The organism is Kribbella sp. NPDC058693, assembly GCF_042715335.1.
In the GTDB taxonomy this organism is placed as follows: Bacteria; Actinomycetota; Actinomycetes; order Propionibacteriales; family Kribbellaceae; genus Kribbella; species Kribbella jiaozuonensis.
Genome location: NZ_JBHXSQ010000004.1, coordinates 1,589,301 through 1,605,958, shown reverse-complemented (window position 1 = coordinate 1,605,958; position 16,658 = coordinate 1,589,301). Strand labels below are relative to the sequence as shown.

Annotated in this window: 15 protein-coding genes; 6 read left to right on the top strand and 9 right to left on the bottom strand. The window is 68.3% G+C overall.

Going from position 1 to position 16,658, the window contains the following annotated elements; translation table 11 throughout:
* Positions 1-9 precede the first annotated feature (9 nt).
* The gene (locus tag ACFWUU_RS34145) at positions 10-1,260 is read right to left on the bottom strand and encodes a DUF6350 family protein (protein ID WP_380181737.1); all 1,251 of its coding nucleotides are present in this window, start codon (positions 1,258-1,260) and stop codon (positions 10-12) included.
* A gap of 175 nt (positions 1,261-1,435) precedes the next feature.
* On the opposite strand from ACFWUU_RS34145, the gene ACFWUU_RS34140 reads away from it, so the two are divergent.
* Complete coding sequence (locus ACFWUU_RS34140; protein ID WP_380181735.1) at positions 1,436-2,770, top strand: hypothetical protein; 1,335 nt, start codon at positions 1,436-1,438, stop codon at positions 2,768-2,770.
* A gap of 45 nt (positions 2,771-2,815) precedes the next feature.
* Here the strand turns inward: ACFWUU_RS34140 and sucD are convergent, their stop codons facing one another.
* Together sucD and sucC are read right to left on the bottom strand one after the other, a co-directional pair.
* Complete coding sequence (sucD, locus tag ACFWUU_RS34135; RefSeq protein WP_137252728.1) at positions 2,816-3,706, bottom strand: succinate--CoA ligase subunit alpha; 891 nt, start codon at positions 3,704-3,706, stop codon at positions 2,816-2,818.
* A 14-nt stretch (positions 3,707-3,720) separates the two neighbouring features.
* Positions 3,721-4,893: an ADP-forming succinate--CoA ligase subunit beta gene (sucC, locus tag ACFWUU_RS34130; RefSeq protein WP_137252727.1), complete on the bottom strand. Its 1,173-nt coding sequence runs from the start codon at positions 4,891-4,893 to the stop codon at positions 3,721-3,723.
* Between the two features lie 128 nt (positions 4,894-5,021).
* Here sucC and ACFWUU_RS34125 point away from each other — a divergent pair, with 128 nt between their 5' ends.
* A complete protein-coding gene (locus ACFWUU_RS34125; RefSeq protein ID WP_380181733.1) occupies positions 5,022-6,659 on the top strand; it encodes a glycoside hydrolase family 13 protein in 1,638 nt (545 codons plus the stop codon).
* Between the two features lie 189 nt (positions 6,660-6,848).
* Here the strand turns inward: ACFWUU_RS34125 and ACFWUU_RS34120 are convergent, their stop codons facing one another.
* The 4 genes from ACFWUU_RS34120 to ACFWUU_RS34105 all read right to left on the bottom strand — a co-directional run bounded on the left by ACFWUU_RS34120 (position 6,849) and on the right by ACFWUU_RS34105 (position 10,964).
* Positions 6,849-7,703, bottom strand: a complete 855-nt coding sequence (locus ACFWUU_RS34120) for a carbohydrate ABC transporter permease (protein WP_137252725.1) — start codon at positions 7,701-7,703, stop codon at positions 6,849-6,851.
* Positions 7,703-8,668 (bottom strand): carbohydrate ABC transporter permease, encoded by a 966-nt coding sequence (locus ACFWUU_RS34115; RefSeq protein WP_233714661.1) that lies wholly within the window; start codon positions 8,666-8,668, stop codon positions 7,703-7,705. Before ACFWUU_RS34115 ends, ACFWUU_RS34120 begins: the two co-directional genes overlap by 1 nt.
* Positions 8,669-8,864: 196 nt before the next feature.
* Positions 8,865-10,187: an ABC transporter substrate-binding protein gene (locus ACFWUU_RS34110; protein ID WP_137252723.1), complete on the bottom strand. Its 1,323-nt coding sequence runs from the start codon at positions 10,185-10,187 to the stop codon at positions 8,865-8,867.
* 357 nt (positions 10,188-10,544) lie between these two features.
* Complete coding sequence (locus ACFWUU_RS34105; protein ID WP_137252722.1) at positions 10,545-10,964, bottom strand: cobalamin B12-binding domain-containing protein; 420 nt, start codon at positions 10,962-10,964, stop codon at positions 10,545-10,547.
* A gap of 135 nt (positions 10,965-11,099) precedes the next feature.
* On the opposite strand from ACFWUU_RS34105, the gene ACFWUU_RS34100 reads away from it, so the two are divergent.
* The 4 genes from ACFWUU_RS34100 to ACFWUU_RS34085 all read left to right on the top strand — a co-directional run bounded on the left by ACFWUU_RS34100 (position 11,100) and on the right by ACFWUU_RS34085 (position 14,914).
* Positions 11,100-11,954: an esterase/lipase family protein gene (locus ACFWUU_RS34100; RefSeq protein WP_380181731.1), complete on the top strand. Its 855-nt coding sequence runs from the start codon at positions 11,100-11,102 to the stop codon at positions 11,952-11,954.
* Between the two features lie 218 nt (positions 11,955-12,172).
* The gene (locus ACFWUU_RS34095; RefSeq protein ID WP_233714512.1) at positions 12,173-13,075 is read left to right on the top strand and encodes a M23 family metallopeptidase; all 903 of its coding nucleotides are present in this window, start codon (positions 12,173-12,175) and stop codon (positions 13,073-13,075) included.
* A 43-nt stretch (positions 13,076-13,118) separates the two neighbouring features.
* Complete coding sequence (locus ACFWUU_RS34090) at positions 13,119-13,637, top strand: DUF6886 family protein (protein WP_380181729.1); 519 nt, start codon at positions 13,119-13,121, stop codon at positions 13,635-13,637.
* Positions 13,601-14,914, top strand: a complete 1,314-nt coding sequence (locus ACFWUU_RS34085) for a lanthionine synthetase LanC family protein (RefSeq protein ID WP_380181727.1) — start codon at positions 13,601-13,603, stop codon at positions 14,912-14,914. Before ACFWUU_RS34090 ends, ACFWUU_RS34085 begins: the two co-directional genes overlap by 37 nt.
* On the opposite strand, the gene ACFWUU_RS34080 is transcribed toward ACFWUU_RS34085, so the two are convergent.
* Together ACFWUU_RS34080 and ACFWUU_RS34075 are read right to left on the bottom strand one after the other, a co-directional pair.
* The gene (locus tag ACFWUU_RS34080) at positions 14,904-15,884 is read right to left on the bottom strand and encodes an NAD(P)-dependent alcohol dehydrogenase (protein ID WP_380181725.1); all 981 of its coding nucleotides are present in this window, start codon (positions 15,882-15,884) and stop codon (positions 14,904-14,906) included. The genes ACFWUU_RS34085 and ACFWUU_RS34080 overlap by 11 nt on opposite strands.
* A gap of 82 nt (positions 15,885-15,966) precedes the next feature.
* Positions 15,967-16,650 (bottom strand): TetR/AcrR family transcriptional regulator, encoded by a 684-nt coding sequence (locus tag ACFWUU_RS34075; RefSeq protein WP_380181723.1) that lies wholly within the window; start codon positions 16,648-16,650, stop codon positions 15,967-15,969.
* Positions 16,651-16,658 lie beyond the last annotated feature (8 nt).

Sequence of the window (16,658 nt, the reverse complement as noted above, 5' to 3'; positions counted from 1 at the left end):
GCGGGCAGCCTATCGTTCCGCGTCAGCCTCTTCCGCAGCCGGTCGGCGGGAGGCGGCCACGGCGGCCGTGATCGCGGCCCCGATCGCCATCCCCGCAGCCAGTACGCCGGCCGCCGGCAACGCCCCCGGAACCCCGACCGAGGACATCCGCCCCGGCCCCGCCGAACCACCCGACATCGCCAGCAGCGCAAAGATGATGATCCCTGCGAGCAGCGCCGCCATCGCGCCCCGCAGCGCGAACGCATCCCACCCCAGCACGTCCGAGTCCCGCTGGACCAGCCCTCGCCGTACGACGACCATCCCCGCGACCGCACCGGCGAGCAACGGCACCAACGCCGTCAGCACGAGCAGGTACGACGGAGTCGCGCCGTCAGCCGGTACTGCGGCCAGCAGCGGAAACGCCGGCAGGTTCCCGACATCCACCCCGGTCGGCGCGATCGTGGTCCCGGTCCCCAGCTGGAATCCAGGCCCGGCAAGGAACGCTACGACGTACAGCACCACGTTCGGCACCAGCATCAGGCAGATCGCGAACAGTACGACGGACCCGATCACGCCCGCATCCAGCAGCTCGAGCATCCCGGTGATCCGCGAGAAATGGACCGCGAGCAGTACGCCGTACAGCAGCGAGGCGACCGCAATCACAGTCAGTACTGCGGCCAACGCCGCCGGAACCACATCCCGCAGACCGGCCGGTGTCGCGTCGGCGATATCTGCCGCTGCACCGGACTCGACCAGAATTCCGGCGACACCCGAGATCAGCGCCAGCGAAAACGCACCGAGGAACGCCGACAGCGGCGACACCTTGAGCGCACCGTCGGACGTGAGCAACGCCACGACCAGCGCACCGAGGCCGTACACGAGCGCGAACGCTCCGGCCAGCGAGATCAGGTCCCTGGTCCGATCGGCCGCGCTGGACCGGGCCGCGGACTTGCCGCCGCGGTACAGGCACCAGGCGAAGAACAAGGTCAGACCGAGCGGTGCGACGCTGATCCGGCCCGTACCGATCGTCACACCTGCCTTGTGCGCGACCAGCCATGCCGATGCCCCCGCGCGGACCGCGCCGGACGCGCCGCCGAAGGTCGCGCCGAGCCAACCGATCACCGCAACTGCGGCACAGGTGAGCAGACCGGTCAGCAGGCACGCCCCGGCAGAGATCACGGCCGACACAAGCAAAGGCTTGGTCTGGGCGGCGATCTCCGACGCGGGCGTAGCACTCGTTTCACCGTCCCGGGCGCCCGGGCGGCTCAGCATGTCGGTCATCTGGCTCCCATCGTCTCCCCGCGCACGGACGCCACTCGTCCTGACACGCCGGATGTGGGAGACTTCAGCCCGCTTGCTCACGCTCAGTTCGTGCCTGTTCGGCAGGTGGTAGCGGAGTGGGAGCGGCGTTGGTCTACCCGGTACTGTCGGGTGGAATCAGTCAGGAGGTCGAGCTTTGGCCGGTTCCCACCGTGCATCACGCGGCGGCGGTCGCGCCGCTGCCCGGGAGGCGCGTCGCCAGAAGGCGCGCAAAAGGAACCAGACGATCGCCGCAGGCGTCGCGGTCGTGGTGCTGGTCGGCGGCGGCGGTGTCGCCGCGCTGAACGCCTTCGGCGGCGACAAGACGCCCGACCCGAAGGCCGGCAGCAGCGTCTCGGACGACAAGTCGAACGATTCGAACGTGCTCGCCGACGACAAGGCACTGCTCGACGCCGTCGGCGCCAAGACCCTCGGCGCGACCGGCACCTGGGCGGTCACCAAGACCGCCGACGGCAACTCGGCGCCCGACACCGCGTTCGTCTGCCAGGCTCAGCGGTTCGCCGACCCGGCCGGCCTGCGGACCTGGGTCCGCACCTTCCAGAACGCCACCACCAAGGACACCGCCGTCCAGTACGTCGAGGTGTCGAACGACAAGGCCGCCGCACTCAAGACCTACAACTCGGTCGTCCACTGGTTGAGCCAGTGCACCGCCCCGCAGACGCGGCTGTCGTCCGGCTACGTGACGACCGGCGTCGGCGAGCGTGGCGTGATCGCCGTGTTCGGTCAGGTGCCCGGGTCCAAGACGAAGTACAAGACCGTCGCGGTCACGCTGGCCGGCCAGGCCACGATGGTGGTCGAGCACGACACCCTGGCCGCCACGCCGCCCAAGCCGGACCTCGTACTGGCCACGGCGAACGCCGCGGCGAAGAAGGTCTGCGCCCAGTCCGGCGGCTGCGGCACGGGCGCTCCGGTCGCGAAGCCGGCCCTGCTGCCGAACGTCGACGCGCCCGGGTTCATGGCCTCGGTCGACCTACCGCTGCTGGAAGAGATCAACAAGCCGTGGGTGAGCGCTCCGGCGGCGAAGGGCAACAGCAGTGGCGGCTGCGAGAAGATCGACTTCAAGAAGGCCAAGGCGACGAAGTTCGGCACGGTCACGTACGTGACGCCGGAGGCGAAGGTGCCGACCGAGTTCGGCCTGGACGACACGGTCGCCAAGTTCCCCACCGCGAACGCGGCGGCGAGCTACCTCAGCCAGATCCGCAAGAACGTCGACTCGTGCGAGAAGAACGTGTCGAACGCGAAGGTCGAGTCGACCGGCAACATCCAGACCAGCACGATCAAGGGCGAGAGCTGGAAGGCGACGTACGACACCGGTGACGGGAAGAAGTACATCTACCGGATCGGGGTCGCCGGGTCCGGGGACCGGATGGTCTACGTGCTGTTCCCGGTGCTGAAGGAGCTGGACATCACCGACACGGCGTTCAACGACACCGTCGCCCGCGCCGTCGACCGCTCGGCGGCCTACAAATAGGAACGGGACCTGCTCCCGAAGGAACAGGCCCCGCTTCCCGAAGTACTACTTGCTCAGACCCTGCATGATCTCGCGCATCAGGTTGGCGGTCTCGGTCGGCGTCTTGCCGACCTTCACGCCGACGGCCTCGAGGGCCTCCTTCTTCGCGGCCGCCGTACCCGACGAGCCGGACACGATCGCGCCCGCGTGGCCCATCGTCTTGCCCTCCGGCGCGGTGAAGCCGGCCACGTAGCCGACGACCGGCTTGGTCACGTTCTCCTTGATGAACGCGGCCGCCCGCTCCTCGGCGTCACCACCGATCTCACCGATCATCACGATCGCGTCGGTGTCCGGGTCGTCCTGGAACGCCTTCAGCGCATCGATGTGCGTGGTCCCGATGATCGGGTCACCACCGATACCGATCGCCGACGAGAACCCGAAGTCCCGCAGCTCGTACATCATCTGGTACGTCAACGTGCCCGACTTCGACACCAGACCGATCCGGCCCTGGCCGGCGATGTCGGCCGGGATGATGCCGGCGTTCGACTCGCCCGGGGTGATGATGCCGGGGCAGTTCGGGCCGATGATCCGGGTCTTGCCGGACGCCTGCGCGGCGGCGAAGAACGCGGCGGTGTCGTGCACCGGAACGCCTTCCGTGATCACCACGACCAGCGGCACCTCGGCCTCGACGGCCTCCAGCACGGCGTCCTTGGTGAACTTCGGCGGGACGAAGATGACCGACACGTTCGCGCCGGTCTCCTTGACCGCGTCCGCGACGGTGCCGAACACCGCGACCGACTTGCCGTCGAAGTCCTGGCTCTGGCCCGCCTTACGCGGGTTCACGCCGCCGACGATGTTGGTGCCCGAGGCGAGCATCCGGGTGGTGTGCTTGGTGCCCTCGGAGCCGGTCATGCCCTGGACGATGACCTTGCTGTCCTTGGTCAGGAAGATAGACATTGTTCGGCGATCCCTTACTTCGCAGCCAGCTCGGCGGCGCGCTTGGCGGCGCCGTCCATCGTGTCGACCCGCTCCAGACCGGCCAGGCCGGCCTCGTCGAGGATCCGGCGGCCCTCCTCGGCGTTGTTGCCGTCCAGCCGGACGACCAGCGGCTTGGTGACGGCCTCGCCGCGGCTGGCGAGCAGCTCGAACGCCTGGACGATGCCGTTGGCAACCGCGTCGCAGGCGGTGATCCCGCCGAAGACGTTCACGAACACGCTCTGCACCTGCGGGTCGGAGATGATGATCTCCAGGCCGTTCGCCATCACCTCGGCGGAGGCGCCGCCGCCGATGTCGAGGAAGTTGGCCGGCTTCTGGCCACCGAACTCCTCACCGGCGTACGCGACGACGTCGAGCGTGGACATGACCAGACCCGCGCCGTTGCCGATGATGCCGACCGAACCGTCCAGCTTCACGTAGTTCAGGCCCTTGGCCTTGGCCGCCGCCTCCAGCGGGTCGGCCGCCGAGACGTCCTCGAACTCGGCGTGGTCCGGGTGCCGGAAGTCCGCGTTCTCGTCCAGCGTGACCTTGCCGTCGAGCGCCTCGACGTTCCCGTCCTCGAGCTTGACCAGCGGGTTCACCTCGACCAGCGACGCGTCCTCGGCGATGAACACCTCGTACAGCTTGACGATCTCCGGTACGACGGCGTCGATCACGTCGGCCGGGTACTTCGCGGCCTCCGCGATCTCCCGCGCCTTCGCCTCGTCGACGCCGGTGGCCGGGTCGATCGAGATCTGCGCGACCGCGTCCGGGTTGGTGTGCGCGACCTCTTCGATCTCCATCCCGCCGGCGGCGGAGGCGATGCAGAGGTAGTTGCGGTTGGCCCGGTCGACCAGGAACGAGAAGTAGTACTCCTCGGCGATCGCCGCGGCCGGGACGATGTTCAGGATCTTGACGACGTGACCCTTGATGTCCAGCCCGAGGATCTCGCGGGCCTTCTCCTCCGCCTCGTCCGGGCTGGAGGCCAGCTTGACGCCGCCTGCCTTGCCGCGCCCACCGGTCTTGACCTGGGCCTTCACGACCACCCGGCCGCCGATCTTCTCGGCCGCCGCGCGGGCTTCCTCCGGAGTCGTGACAACCGCACCCACGGTCGTCCGCACTCCGTGCTTGGCGAAGACCGTCTTCGCCTGGAATTCCATCAGATCCACGAGTGTGGTCCCTCTCTCGCCTGTACGGGCTCCTGACACTAGCCACCCTGGTGACCGGAGCAACAGCCGGGGTCCTGGCTGAGACGACCATCACAACCTCCCCGGCCTCTCGTGTCAGGCTAGGTCACATGAGTGATCCAGCAACCAGACCAGCTGACGACTGGTGGCGTAGCGCCGTCGTCTACCAGGTGTACCCGCGCTCGTTCGCCGACGCCGACGGTGACGGGACCGGCGACGTGAACGGCATCCGCGCCCGGCTGCCGTACCTCGCCGACCTCGGGGTCGACGCGATCTGGATCAGCCCCTGGTACCCGTCCCCGCTGCTCGACGGCGGGTACGACGTCTCGGACTACCGCGACATCAACCCGGAGTTCGGCACCCTCGCCGACGCCGACGCGCTGATCGCCGAGGCGCACGCACTGGGCCTGCGGATCCTGATCGACCTGGTACCGAACCACTGCTCCTGGGAGCACCCGTGGTTCAAGGCCGCGCTCGCGGCGGGCAAGGGCTCGCCGGAGCGCGACCTGTTCTGGTTCCGCGACTCCAAGGACGGCGGGCCGCCCACCAACTGGCCGGCCGCGTTCGGCGGCGGCGCCTGGCAGCAGATCGACGACGGGCAGTGGTACCTGCACCTGTTCGACATCTCCCAGCCGGACTGGAACTGGGACAACCCGAAGGTGATCGAGGAGTTCGACTCGATCCTGCGGTTCTGGTTCGACCGCGGCGTCGACGGGTTCCGGATCGACGTGGCCGACTCGATGGCCAAGGACGCGACGCTGCCCGACGTACCGCTGCACAACGGTGAGCCGACGCGGGAGAAGTACGTCGGGAACCCGTTCTACGACCAGCCCGGTGTGCACACCATCCACCAGCGCTGGCGCGCGATCGCCGACGAGTACGCCGATACGCCGCAGGGTGCCCGCGTCTTCGTGGCGGAGGCGTGGCTGTCCCCGGCGGAGCGACTGGCGCAGTACGTGCGGCCGGACGAGCTGCAGTCCGCGTTCAACTTCGACGCACTGCGCGCCACGTGGGACGCGAAGGACCTGCGTGAGGTGATCGACCACACCACCGAGAACCTCTGGGCGGTCGGAGCGCCGGCGACCTGGGTGCTGAGCAACCACGACACGATCCGGCACCGCACGCGGTACGGCCGCGACAAGCGGGATGCCCTCGAGGGCGCGGGCGTCGTACCGACCGATCTGCAGCTCGGACTGCGGCGGGCGCGGGCCGCTGCCCTGCTCGAACTGTCGCTGCCGGGCGGCGCGTACATCTACCAGGGCGACGAGCTCGGGCTGCCCGAGGTCGAGGACCTGCCGGAGGACGTGCTCGACGACCCGACCTGGGAGCGTTCCGGCCACACGGTCCGCGGCCGCGACGGCTGCCGGGTCCCGATCCCGTGGTCCGGCACGCAGCCGCCGTTCGGCTTCGGCCCGGGCACCGGCCAGCCCTGGCTCCCGCAGCCTGCGGACTGGGTCGGACTGACCGCGGAGTCGCAGGCCAGCGAGCCCGACAGCCACCTGAGCCTCTACAAGGCGGCACTCCGGATCCGCCGCGACCACCCTGCCCTCGGCGAAGGCCGTCTGGTCTGGGACGCCGACGCCCCGGCCGGCGTGCTCTCGTTCACCCGCGAACCGGGCTTCCGGTGCGTGGTCAACATCGGCGACGCACCGGTCACCCTGCCGACGCACCAGCGCGTCCTGCTGGCCAGCGAGCCGCTGGCAGGCGGCGTACTGCCGCTGGACACCACGGTCTGGCTCGAAGTCTGATCCAACGAGAAACGGCCGGAGCACAAAGGCTCCGGCCGTTTTCTTGTTGCCAGTTCTACCGCCTGCGGTCCCGATCTTCCCGGTCCCGTCGGTCCCGGTCCTCCCGGTCGCGGCGGTCGCGGTCTTCGCGATCCCGCCGGTCCCGGTCCTCCCGGTCCCGGCGATCCCGGTCCTGCCGGTCCCGCCAGCTCACTTCACGCCGCCTGCCGTCAGGCCGGCCACGATCCGGCGCTGGAACAGCAGTACGGCGATCACGAGCGGGATCGTGACCACCACACCGGCGGCCATCTGACTGCCGAACGGTTGGTCCCGGCCGGTCGTACCGGTGAACTGCGAGATGATCACGTTCGCCGTCTGGATCGACTTCTTGTTGGTCATGCTCAGCGCGATCAGGAACTCGTTCCAGGCCGCGATGAACGTGATGATCGCGGTCGTGAACACACCGGGCGCGGCCAACGGGATGATGACCTTGCGGAACGCCTGCGCCGGAGTACACCCGTCCACCATCGCCGCCTGCTCGAGCTCCTGAGGCATCTGCCGGAAGAACGAGGTCAGGTTCCACACCGCCAGCGGCAGTGCGAACGACAGGCTGGGCACGATCATCGCCTGGTAGGTGTTGATCCACTTGATGTCGATGAACAGCTTCAGCAGCGGGATCACCAGCGAGATCCCCGGGAACATCGACGTGGTGATGATGATCGCCAGTACGACGTTCTTGAACTTGAAGTCCAGCCTGGCCAGCGTGTACGCGGCGACCATGCCGATGATCAGCGTCAGGATCGTCACGGTGCCGGCCACGATCAGGCTGTTCAGCAGGCCTCGGCCGAAACCGTTCGAGCCGGCGAAGACATCCTTGAAGTTCTGGATCGAGAACGGCGACGGGATGATCGCGTTCGAGAACTGGTCGGACGGCCGGCGCAGCGCCGACACCACCATCCAGTAGAACGGCGCCAGGCAGTAGATCACGATCAGCGCGACGCCGAGGAGCGGCGCCCACCGGCGCAGCGGTCCGGCCTCGGCCGGCTGGGGAGCAACGGCAGCCATTACTGTCCACCTCCCATGGCAGCGGCGCCGACCGAGATGTCGGCCGAGCCCTTCACCGCGTTCTTCTTGCGCCAGCGCTTGCCGCCGCCACCGCCACCGGGCTTGCGGGCCCGGGCTTCACCGATCACGTCAGCTCCGAGAATCTTCACGAAGGCGTAGGCGACCACGGCGACGTAGACGAACAGCACCGTCGCATAGGCGGCCGCCGGCCCGTATCTGGTATTGAACGCTTCGTCGTACGCGAGCATCGACAACGTCTCGACCGAGTCCTTGTGCGGGCCGACCAGCACGAACGGCAGGTCGAAGATCCGCAGCGTGTCGAGGATCCGGAACAGCACCGCCACCAGCAGCGCCGGCTTCACCAGCGGCAGCGTGATCCGGGTGAAGGTCTTCCAGACACTCGCGCCGTCGACCTTGGCCGCCTCGTACACCTCGGCCGGGATGGTCTGTAGACCTGCGAGGACCAGCAGGCCGATGAACGGTGCCGTCTTCCAGGTGTCGGCGATGATCACCGACAGCTTGGACTGCCAGCCCTCGGTGGACCACAGCACCTGGGTGCCGATCAGTTGGTTGGCGATGCCGTCGGCCTGGAAGATCCACTTCCACAGCAGCGCCGAGACGACGGTCGGGATCGCCCACGGGACCAGGATGCTGGCCCGGACGATGCCGCGGCCCTTGAAGGCCTTGTGCATGATCAGCGCCATCGCGACGCCGAGCACGGTCTCCAGCACGACACAGACCACGGTGAAGAACGTCGTGTTGTAGAACGCGTTCCAGAACCGGTCGCCGGTGTCGCCCTTGAAGATGTCCAGGTAGTTGTCGAGCCCGACGAACGTCGAGCCCTTCACGATGAAGCCGTTCTCGTCGAGCTTCGTACCACTCGTGAACAACGACTCACGCAATGCCGAGATGATCGGGAACAGTACGACGAGCCCGAGCACGAGCAGCGTCGGGGAGAGCAGCAGCGCGGCGAGCCGGCCGGTGCCCTCGTTGAACCGTTGCGGTCGCTTCGGTTGCTTCGGTTCCTTGGCCGGCCGTTCTGCGACCGGCGCGGTTGCAGTCACCTGCGCCTCCTTTTGCTTCCCGGGCGAACCCGGGCAGGGACTGGCCGGGGCCGGTACGCGGCAACTGACTCACCGCGCACCGGCCCCGGCACATCGGTCATTGCGTGATGAGCGATTCGAGCTTGGTCTGCAGGCCCGACAGCGCCGTCTTGGGGTCGGTCCCCTTACTGAGGGCGTCGTACGCCGCCTGCTGGATCGCCGCCGTCACGTCGCCGTACTTGACCACCCGCGGCCGCGGCTGGGCGGACGCGATCGAGGCCTTCAGCTGGGGCAGGTACGGGAACTGCTTGATCAGCGTCGGGTCGTCGTACAGCGAGGCCCAGGTCGGCGCCAGCGACGTCTTCGACAGGTTGTCCTTCTGCTGGGCTTCGCTGGCCATGAAGTTGATGAAGTCGACCGCGGTCGCCTTGTTCTTGGCGAACGAGCTGATCGCGTAGTCGTGACCACCCAGCGACGAGACACCGGGGCCGTCCTTGCCCGGCAGCGGCGCGACCGCGAACTTGCCGGCGATCTTCGACGAACCGTCGGTCTTGTTCGCCAGCGAGTAGACGTAGGGCCAGTTACGCAGGAACAGCAGCTTGCCGTCCTGGAACGCGCGCCGGCTCTCCTCTTCCTTGTAGGTGATCGCGGCCTTCGGGATGGCTCCGGTCTTGAAGCCGTTCTGCAGCTCCTGCAGACCGGCCAGCGCCTCCGGGGTGTCGACGTTCGGCTTGCCGTCCTTGTCGACGATCTGGCCGCCCGCGGAGTTGACCGCCTCGGAGAAGTTCACCGTCAGGCCTTCGTACTTCTCGAACTGGCCCGCGTAGCAGTTCAGGCCCTTGCCGCCCGGGGTCGCAGCGACCTTCTGGCAGTCGGCCAGCAGCTCGTCCCAGGTCTTCGGCGCGTCGGTGATACCGGCTGCCGTCAGCAGGTCCTTGCGGTAGTAGAGCAGACCACCGTCGGAGGTGATCGGCACGCCGTACAGCTTGTCGCGGTACTTGGCGGTCTCCACCGTCGCCGGGACCAGCTTGCCCAGGTCGGGCACCTTGTCCTCGGGGATCTGGGTGATCCACTGGTTGGCGGCGAACTCGGACGTCCAGACGACGTCCATCACCAGCACGCTGTACGCGTCGGACTGGTTCTGCGCGTTCTGGACCATCTGCTGCCGCTGTGCGTCCGCGTCGTCGGGAAGCTCCTTGAGCTCCACCTTCTCGGTCGGGTGAGCCGCGTTCCAGGCGTTGAGCTGGTTCTGCAGGTTTCCGGACGTGTCCTTGCCGCTGGCAAGGGTGATCGGTCCTCGGCCCTCGAGCGCGTTGGCCGACGAACTGCCCCCGCTGCCACTGCTTCCGTCGTCACCGCCACACGCCGTTGCGAGCAGCGCCAGGCTGCTTGCGACGGCAAGGAACGCCGCCTTGCGTGTGTGTGATCGTTCAAACCTCATCGTTTACCTGCCCTCTCCCGATGGGACGTCGCTTTGGGTCTGCGTCAGCGGGGTTCACAGTCCCCCACCGCACTGCGATCCGCCCTGTCCGGACAGTAACCGAGAGTGGGGCCGGTGTGCTCTGTGCCACACACAGCCCGGCTCGACGGTCTCTGAAACGGACAGCCGCATGGCTGTATGCGACCGCGTTTGGGAAGCCCGCACAACCGGGCATTTCCTAACGATTCGGTATTACCGATTAGTAACCTGGCTGAACCGGGCAGGACTGTTCAGAACGACTCCGGGCAGTCGTCATCACGCTCCGGAGCGGATCCGGGACTCCGGTAGCGGTATAGCGGACTTTCGGCGGCAGAGAGTTCAGGCCGGAGAGGCCGACGCGTCACCGACGTTGCCGCGGACCCACTCGACGATCTCGGTGGTGGTCGCGCCCGGGGTGAAGATCTTGTGTACGCCGAGCTCGGCCAGCGGCTGCAGGTCGGCGTCCGGGATGATCCCGCCGCCGAACACCACGATGTCCTCGGCGTCCCGCTCGGTCAGCAGCTCACGGACCCGCTTGAACAGCGTCATGTGCGCGCCCGACAGCACCGACAGCCCGATCGCGTCCGCATCCTCCGCGATCGCCGTCTCGACGATCTGCTCCGGGGTCTGGTGCAGTCCGGTGTAGATGACCTCCATGCCGGCATCGCGCAGCGCGCGGGCCACGACCTTGGCGCCGCGGTCGTGACCGTCCAGACCGGGCTTGGCGACGACGACGCGCAACGGGCTCGTAGCAGGCATGCTCGCAGGCTAACCGGTGTGAACCTCACGGATAAGACACGGAGCCGTGTGTTCCCCGCCACGCGCGATGGGAACCGGTTACCGTGGAAAGAGATCGGACCAATCGGGGGGTCTGGTTTTTGTGAGGAGTCGCCCATGGGTTCCTGGCAGGACGACCTCCGCGGCGCGCTCGACGGACTCGCGTACGGCGCCCGCTCCGCACTCTCGCCCAGCGTGCTGCAGGGTGCCGCCGTCGAGCTCGGCTGGCTCACCACGCACCTGGCGATGTATCCGCTCGGCCTGATCAACGGCACCCAGCGCGCGCTCCCGTCCCGGCTGAACCTGGCCGGCCTCGGTCCCGCCCAGCGCGGCCTGCTGGTCAGCGACGTACGGGCCGCCGGTACGCCGATCCTGCTGGCGCACGGGATCATCGACAACCACACGATCTTCGCGCTGATGCGTCGGCAACTGGTCCGTCGCGGGTTCAGCAGCATCCACACGTTCTCGTACTCGCCGCTGACGCTCGACGTACGCCGGACTGCCGAGCGGATGGGCCAGGAGATCGAGGCGATCTGCGAGGAGTCCGGGTCGGACCAGATCCATGTCATCGGGCACAGCCTGGGCGGGCTGATCGCGCGGTACTACATCCAGCGCCTCGGCGGGGACGAGCGGGTACACACCTGCGTCACCCTCGGTACGCCGCACCAGGGCACGATCGCGGCCAAGCTGCTGCCGTGGCCGCTGGTGAAGCAGGTCCGGCCGGACAGCGACCTGATGGCCGAGCTGGCCGAGCCGGCGCCGGACTGCCGTACCCGGTTCGTCGCGTTCTACAGCGACGTCGACCAGTTGATCGTGCCGCAGCGGCGGGCCCGGATCCGGCATCCCGACCTGCTGGCGAGCAACCTTCGAATCCACGGCGTGGGCCATCTGTCACTGCCGTTCCACGGCGAGGTCGTGCATCAGATCACCGGGATGCTGGCCCATCTCGACGAACAGCCCAAAACTGCCTGACCGGTCAGGCTCCTGAGCGCTCGCGGCAGATGCACGTGCAGGCGCGCATGCAAAGGTTTCGTGAAGGAGAGGCGGAAAACGCCGGGACAGGGTTTGTGGCCCCGTGACTGATCCGTTATCGTGCGTCAGGTCCCTAGCGGGAATAAACCCCCGCAAGGGAGGAACGAGCCCCCCTAGTTCGTTCCAAAGCCCCTCCCCTGTGACCGAAAGGCCACGTTGTGTCCCAGCACCGTGCCGCGGGAGACCGCGTCACGCCCGGCAACGCTGCGCGCAAACCCGGCGCAGGACGTCACAGTGCCAAGCATCGCGTCGCCAGGCGTAATACCCCCAGCAGTACCCAGATCGTCGGTCTGACCGCCGCGCTCGCCGCGGCAGCCGGAGCAGTCGGGTTCAGTGCCAGCACGCTGGCGTCGCCGACCCAGGCGAACTCCGCGGTCAACCTTGCCGCGCTGAGCCTCAACAGCGGTCAGCAGCTGTCCGGCATCACCACGGCACGCATCCAGGCGCGCCAGCTCGCCACCCGTGACTCCTCCCGGGTCCAGCTGGCCGACACGACCACCAAGAAGCAGTCCGCCGCAGCGCAGCTGGCCAAGGCCCGCGCCGCGAAGCTGACCGCGACCCAGGCGCTGACCGCCAAGCGCGCGAGCGCCCTGGCCGTCGCCAAGGCGAAGGCCGAGCTGGCCGAGAAGACCGCCCGCGAGTCGGCCACCCGCTGCCAGATCATGGTCACCGGCTACCACATCACCGCGACCTTCGGTCAGGGCGGCAGCCGCTGGGCCCACAACCACACCGGCCTCGACTTCGCCGCCCCGATCGGCACCCGGATCGGCGCCGTGATGAAGGGCGTGGTGATCTTCGCCGACTGGGCCGGTCCGTACGGGCGTCAGGTCCAGGTCCGGCACGAGGACGGCACCGTCACCTGGTACAACCACATGTCGAAGTTCAGCGTGTCGGTCGGCGAGACCGTGTACGCCGGTGACCAGGTCGGCGCGGTCGGAATGACCGGCAACACCACCGGCCCGCACCTGCACTTCGAGGTACACCCGGACGGCGGCGCAGCGGTCGACCCGGACCCGTGGCTCCGCAACCACTGCGGCCTCAACCCGTACACCGCCGGCTAGTAAACCCGAGCAGTGAGCAGGTCTCGCGGCTAAGCTGCGGCGCATGCGCCCGGCTGCCGGCGAGGTACTGCACTTTTCCGAAGATCCGACGATCACGACCTTCCGTCCGCACGTCGCGAGGACGAACGGCAAGGTCACGCCGTACGTCTGGGCTGTCGGCCACGACCGCGCCCCCGACTACTGGTTCCCGCGGCAGTGCCCCCGCGCGATGGCGTGGGTGGGCCCCGCGACGACTCCCGAGGACCGCGACCGCATCATCGGCGCCGGCTCCGGCACCCGCGTACACGCCGTCGAGTACGGCTGGCTGGACGCGATCCGCTCGGTCGAGCTGTACGCGTACCGGCTCCCGGCCGACGAGTTCGTCGAGCATGACGCTGCGGTCGTCGCCACGACCGAGGTCCGGCCGCTCGGCCCGGCCGAACGGGTCGGCGACCTGTTCGCGCTGCACGACGAGGCGGGCATCCAGTTGCGGGTGCTGCATCGGCTGCACGACTTCTGGGCCGAGGTTGTCGCGAGCACGCTCGAGTGGAGCGGCATCCGGATGCGGAACGCCAAGCCATGACGTACGGCGATGTGGCCGAGGCGGCCTGGGCGTGGGTGCGGAACCAGGTCCGCTGGGACGACAGCGGTCCGTGGATCCCCGAGGCCGCGGGTGGTGAGAAACCTGTTGAGTACATCGACGGCATGCACAGCGGGATCGGCGGGCTCGCCTACACCTTGGCCGAGATCCGGTTGGCTCGGCCGTGGACGACCGCCGAGCAGGACCTGGCGACGGGGATCGCCGACCGGATCCGTGCGGTCATCCCGGAAAACAGGTCGACCACGTTCTTCGACGGGCTGGTCAGCTCGATCGGGATCCTGACCGCGCTCGGGGAGCCGGGTACGGACGCCGCACTGCAGCGGATCCGGAACATCGCAACCGATGAGGGCTGGCCGGAGAAGTTCCTCGACGAACCGCGGTACGAGCCGGGTGCGTTCGGGAACGATGTGACGCTCGGAACTGCCGCCGTCCTTCTCGGCGGGCTGTGGGCGATGCGTCGGGGCGACGACGCTTCAGCGCTTGCATCGCGCGCGGCCGACGTGGTCCTGGGTGAGAAGGAAGAGTTGCCGACCGGGGTGAACTGGCAGTTCGTGTCGCGGCGGTTCCGGTCCGACGAGCCGACCGAGATGCCGAACTTCACCCACGGCCTGGCGGGGATCGCGACGGCGCTGGCGGTGGCGGGCGTGGACCTCGGCCGGCCCGAGCTCATCGACGTGGCCCAGCGCGGGGCCGAGCATCTGGTCAGCATCGGGATCAACGACGACAAGGGTTTCCGGGTCGCACGGGTGATCCCGTGGGCCGAGCGGCACGGCGACGAGTTCACCTACAACTGGTGTCACGGCGGCGCGGGGACGGCGTTGCTGTTCAGCGCGCTCGAGTACGCCGACGTGAAACAGGTAGCCGGTGAAACGCCCGCGACGTGGCACCGGCGTTGTCTGGACAGCGTCCGGTACTCCGGGATTCCCGAGCGACTGCACCCCGGCTTCTGGGACAACGACGGCCGCTGCTGCGGTACTGCCGGCGTCGGCGATGCATTCCTGGACACCGGCGACGCTCAGGATCTGGAGTTCGCCGTGCTGATGGGTGACACGTTGCTCGATCACGCGCATCACGAGGGCAGCCACGCTTATTGGCGATTCACCGAGCACCGCAATGAGGATCCGGTGTTGCCGCCCGGCGTCGGCTGGATGCAGGGCGCGGCCGGGATCGCGGCGTACCTGTTCCGGCTCCAGCGGGTGCTGGGCGGCGATCCGCGCGTCGTGGAGCGGATGGACAACTGGTGGGCACTCAGACGGTGACGACGACCTTCGCGCGGGCGTGTTCGCCTTCCAGATAACGCATCGCGTCGGCCGTCGCGGCCAGCGGGTACGTCCGGTCGATGATCGGCACGACCTTCCCGGCCTCGGCAAACTCGCGCAAGGTCACTAGGTTCTCCTGGCTCGCTTTGACCGTCAGCAACACGATCCGACGGCCGACAAACGGCGCCAGCAGTGTGCCGCGGATCATCAGGCCCATCGGGCCGAACAGACTTCCACCCTGGTAGACCCCACCGCCGGACAAGACCAACAGACCACCGGGCTTCAGGACCCGACGGAGGTCTGACAGCGAGCGATTGCCGACCAGGTCGAGTACGACGTCGTACCGGCGGTCCGAGCGGGCGAAGTCGGTCGTGGTGTAGTCGATCAGCTCGTCTGCTCCGGCGGATCGGACCAGCTCGAGATTCCGCCAACTGCAGACGCCGGTGACGTTGGCGCCGTACGCCTTGGCCAGCTGGACGGCGAACGTGCCGACACCGCCGGAGGCGCCGTTGACCAGAATCTCCTGCCCTGGTTGGAGTTTCGCGACATCGCGGATGCCGATCAACGCGGTCTGTCCGGCCAGCGGGGTTGCGGCGGCCTGCTCGAAGGTGAGGTTGGCGGGCTTGCGTTCGATCCGGTTCTCGGCAGCGCAGACGTACTCCGCGAAGGCGCCGGCGGCGTCGCCGTACACCTCGTCGCCGGGCTGGAAACGGGTGACTTCGGGGCCTACCGCATCGACAGTGCCGGCGAAGTCGGTGCCGCGGATGCGGTCGTTCGGACGGCGCCAGCCGAGGTCGGCGGACGGGCGGGCGATGTAGGGATCGCCGCGCAGGACGTGCCAGTCGCGGGCGTTGAGTGCGGCCGCTTGGACGCGGACGAGAACCTGGGCGCCGGTCGCCCTGGGAGTGTCGACGTCGGCGAAGCGGAGGACGTCGGGTGAGCCGTAGGTGTCTTGAACGATGGCCTTCATGATCCCGCCCCTTACGTTGTAAGTCTTACGTCGTAAGGCTGACTTACGGCGTAAGAAACGTCAAGGGGTCGGGCGAAGAGTTCTAGCGGGACGCGAGCCGGTCGAGGCCGTCGAGGATCAGGTCGAGCGCGAACTCGAACTCTTCCTGGTCGTCGCACCAGCCGATCGTCGAGTCGGGGTCGTCGTGCGCGACCTCGGCGAGCATGCCGGCCAGGTTCGGCACCTGCGCGGCCAGGTCGGCGAGCATCCGGGCGTCGGCGTCCGGGTCCGGGGCGGCGTTCCCCGGGTCGAACAGTTCCTGGCTGAACCCGAGTGCCCGACTGCCGAGCGCATGCAGCGCGTGATGGGCGAGGTCGTACGAGAACCCGCCTGACCGCATCAGCCCGACGAGCCGGTCGTGGTAGATCACCACGGCCGGGCGCATCGTCGTACGGCTCTCCAGTAGTCGTGGCGCCCACGGGTGCCGGAGCATCACGGCCCGCGCGGTGAGGATGCGGTGCCGCATCGCGGCCTTCCAGTCGTTGACCACGACCAGGCGGTCGACGGCCTCGTTGAGCTCGGCCATCAGGACGTCGACGATGCCGTCGAGGAGGTCGTTCTTGTTGGCGACGTGGTAGTACAGCGACATCGCCTCGGCGCCGAGCGCTTCACCGATCCGGCGCATCGTGACGGCGTCGAGGCCGTCGGCGTCGGCGAGTTCGACCGCGGCCCGCAGTACCCGGTCCCGGCTCAGCGGTACGCGTGGCACCGGCGCCTGACTTGCCATTCGTACAG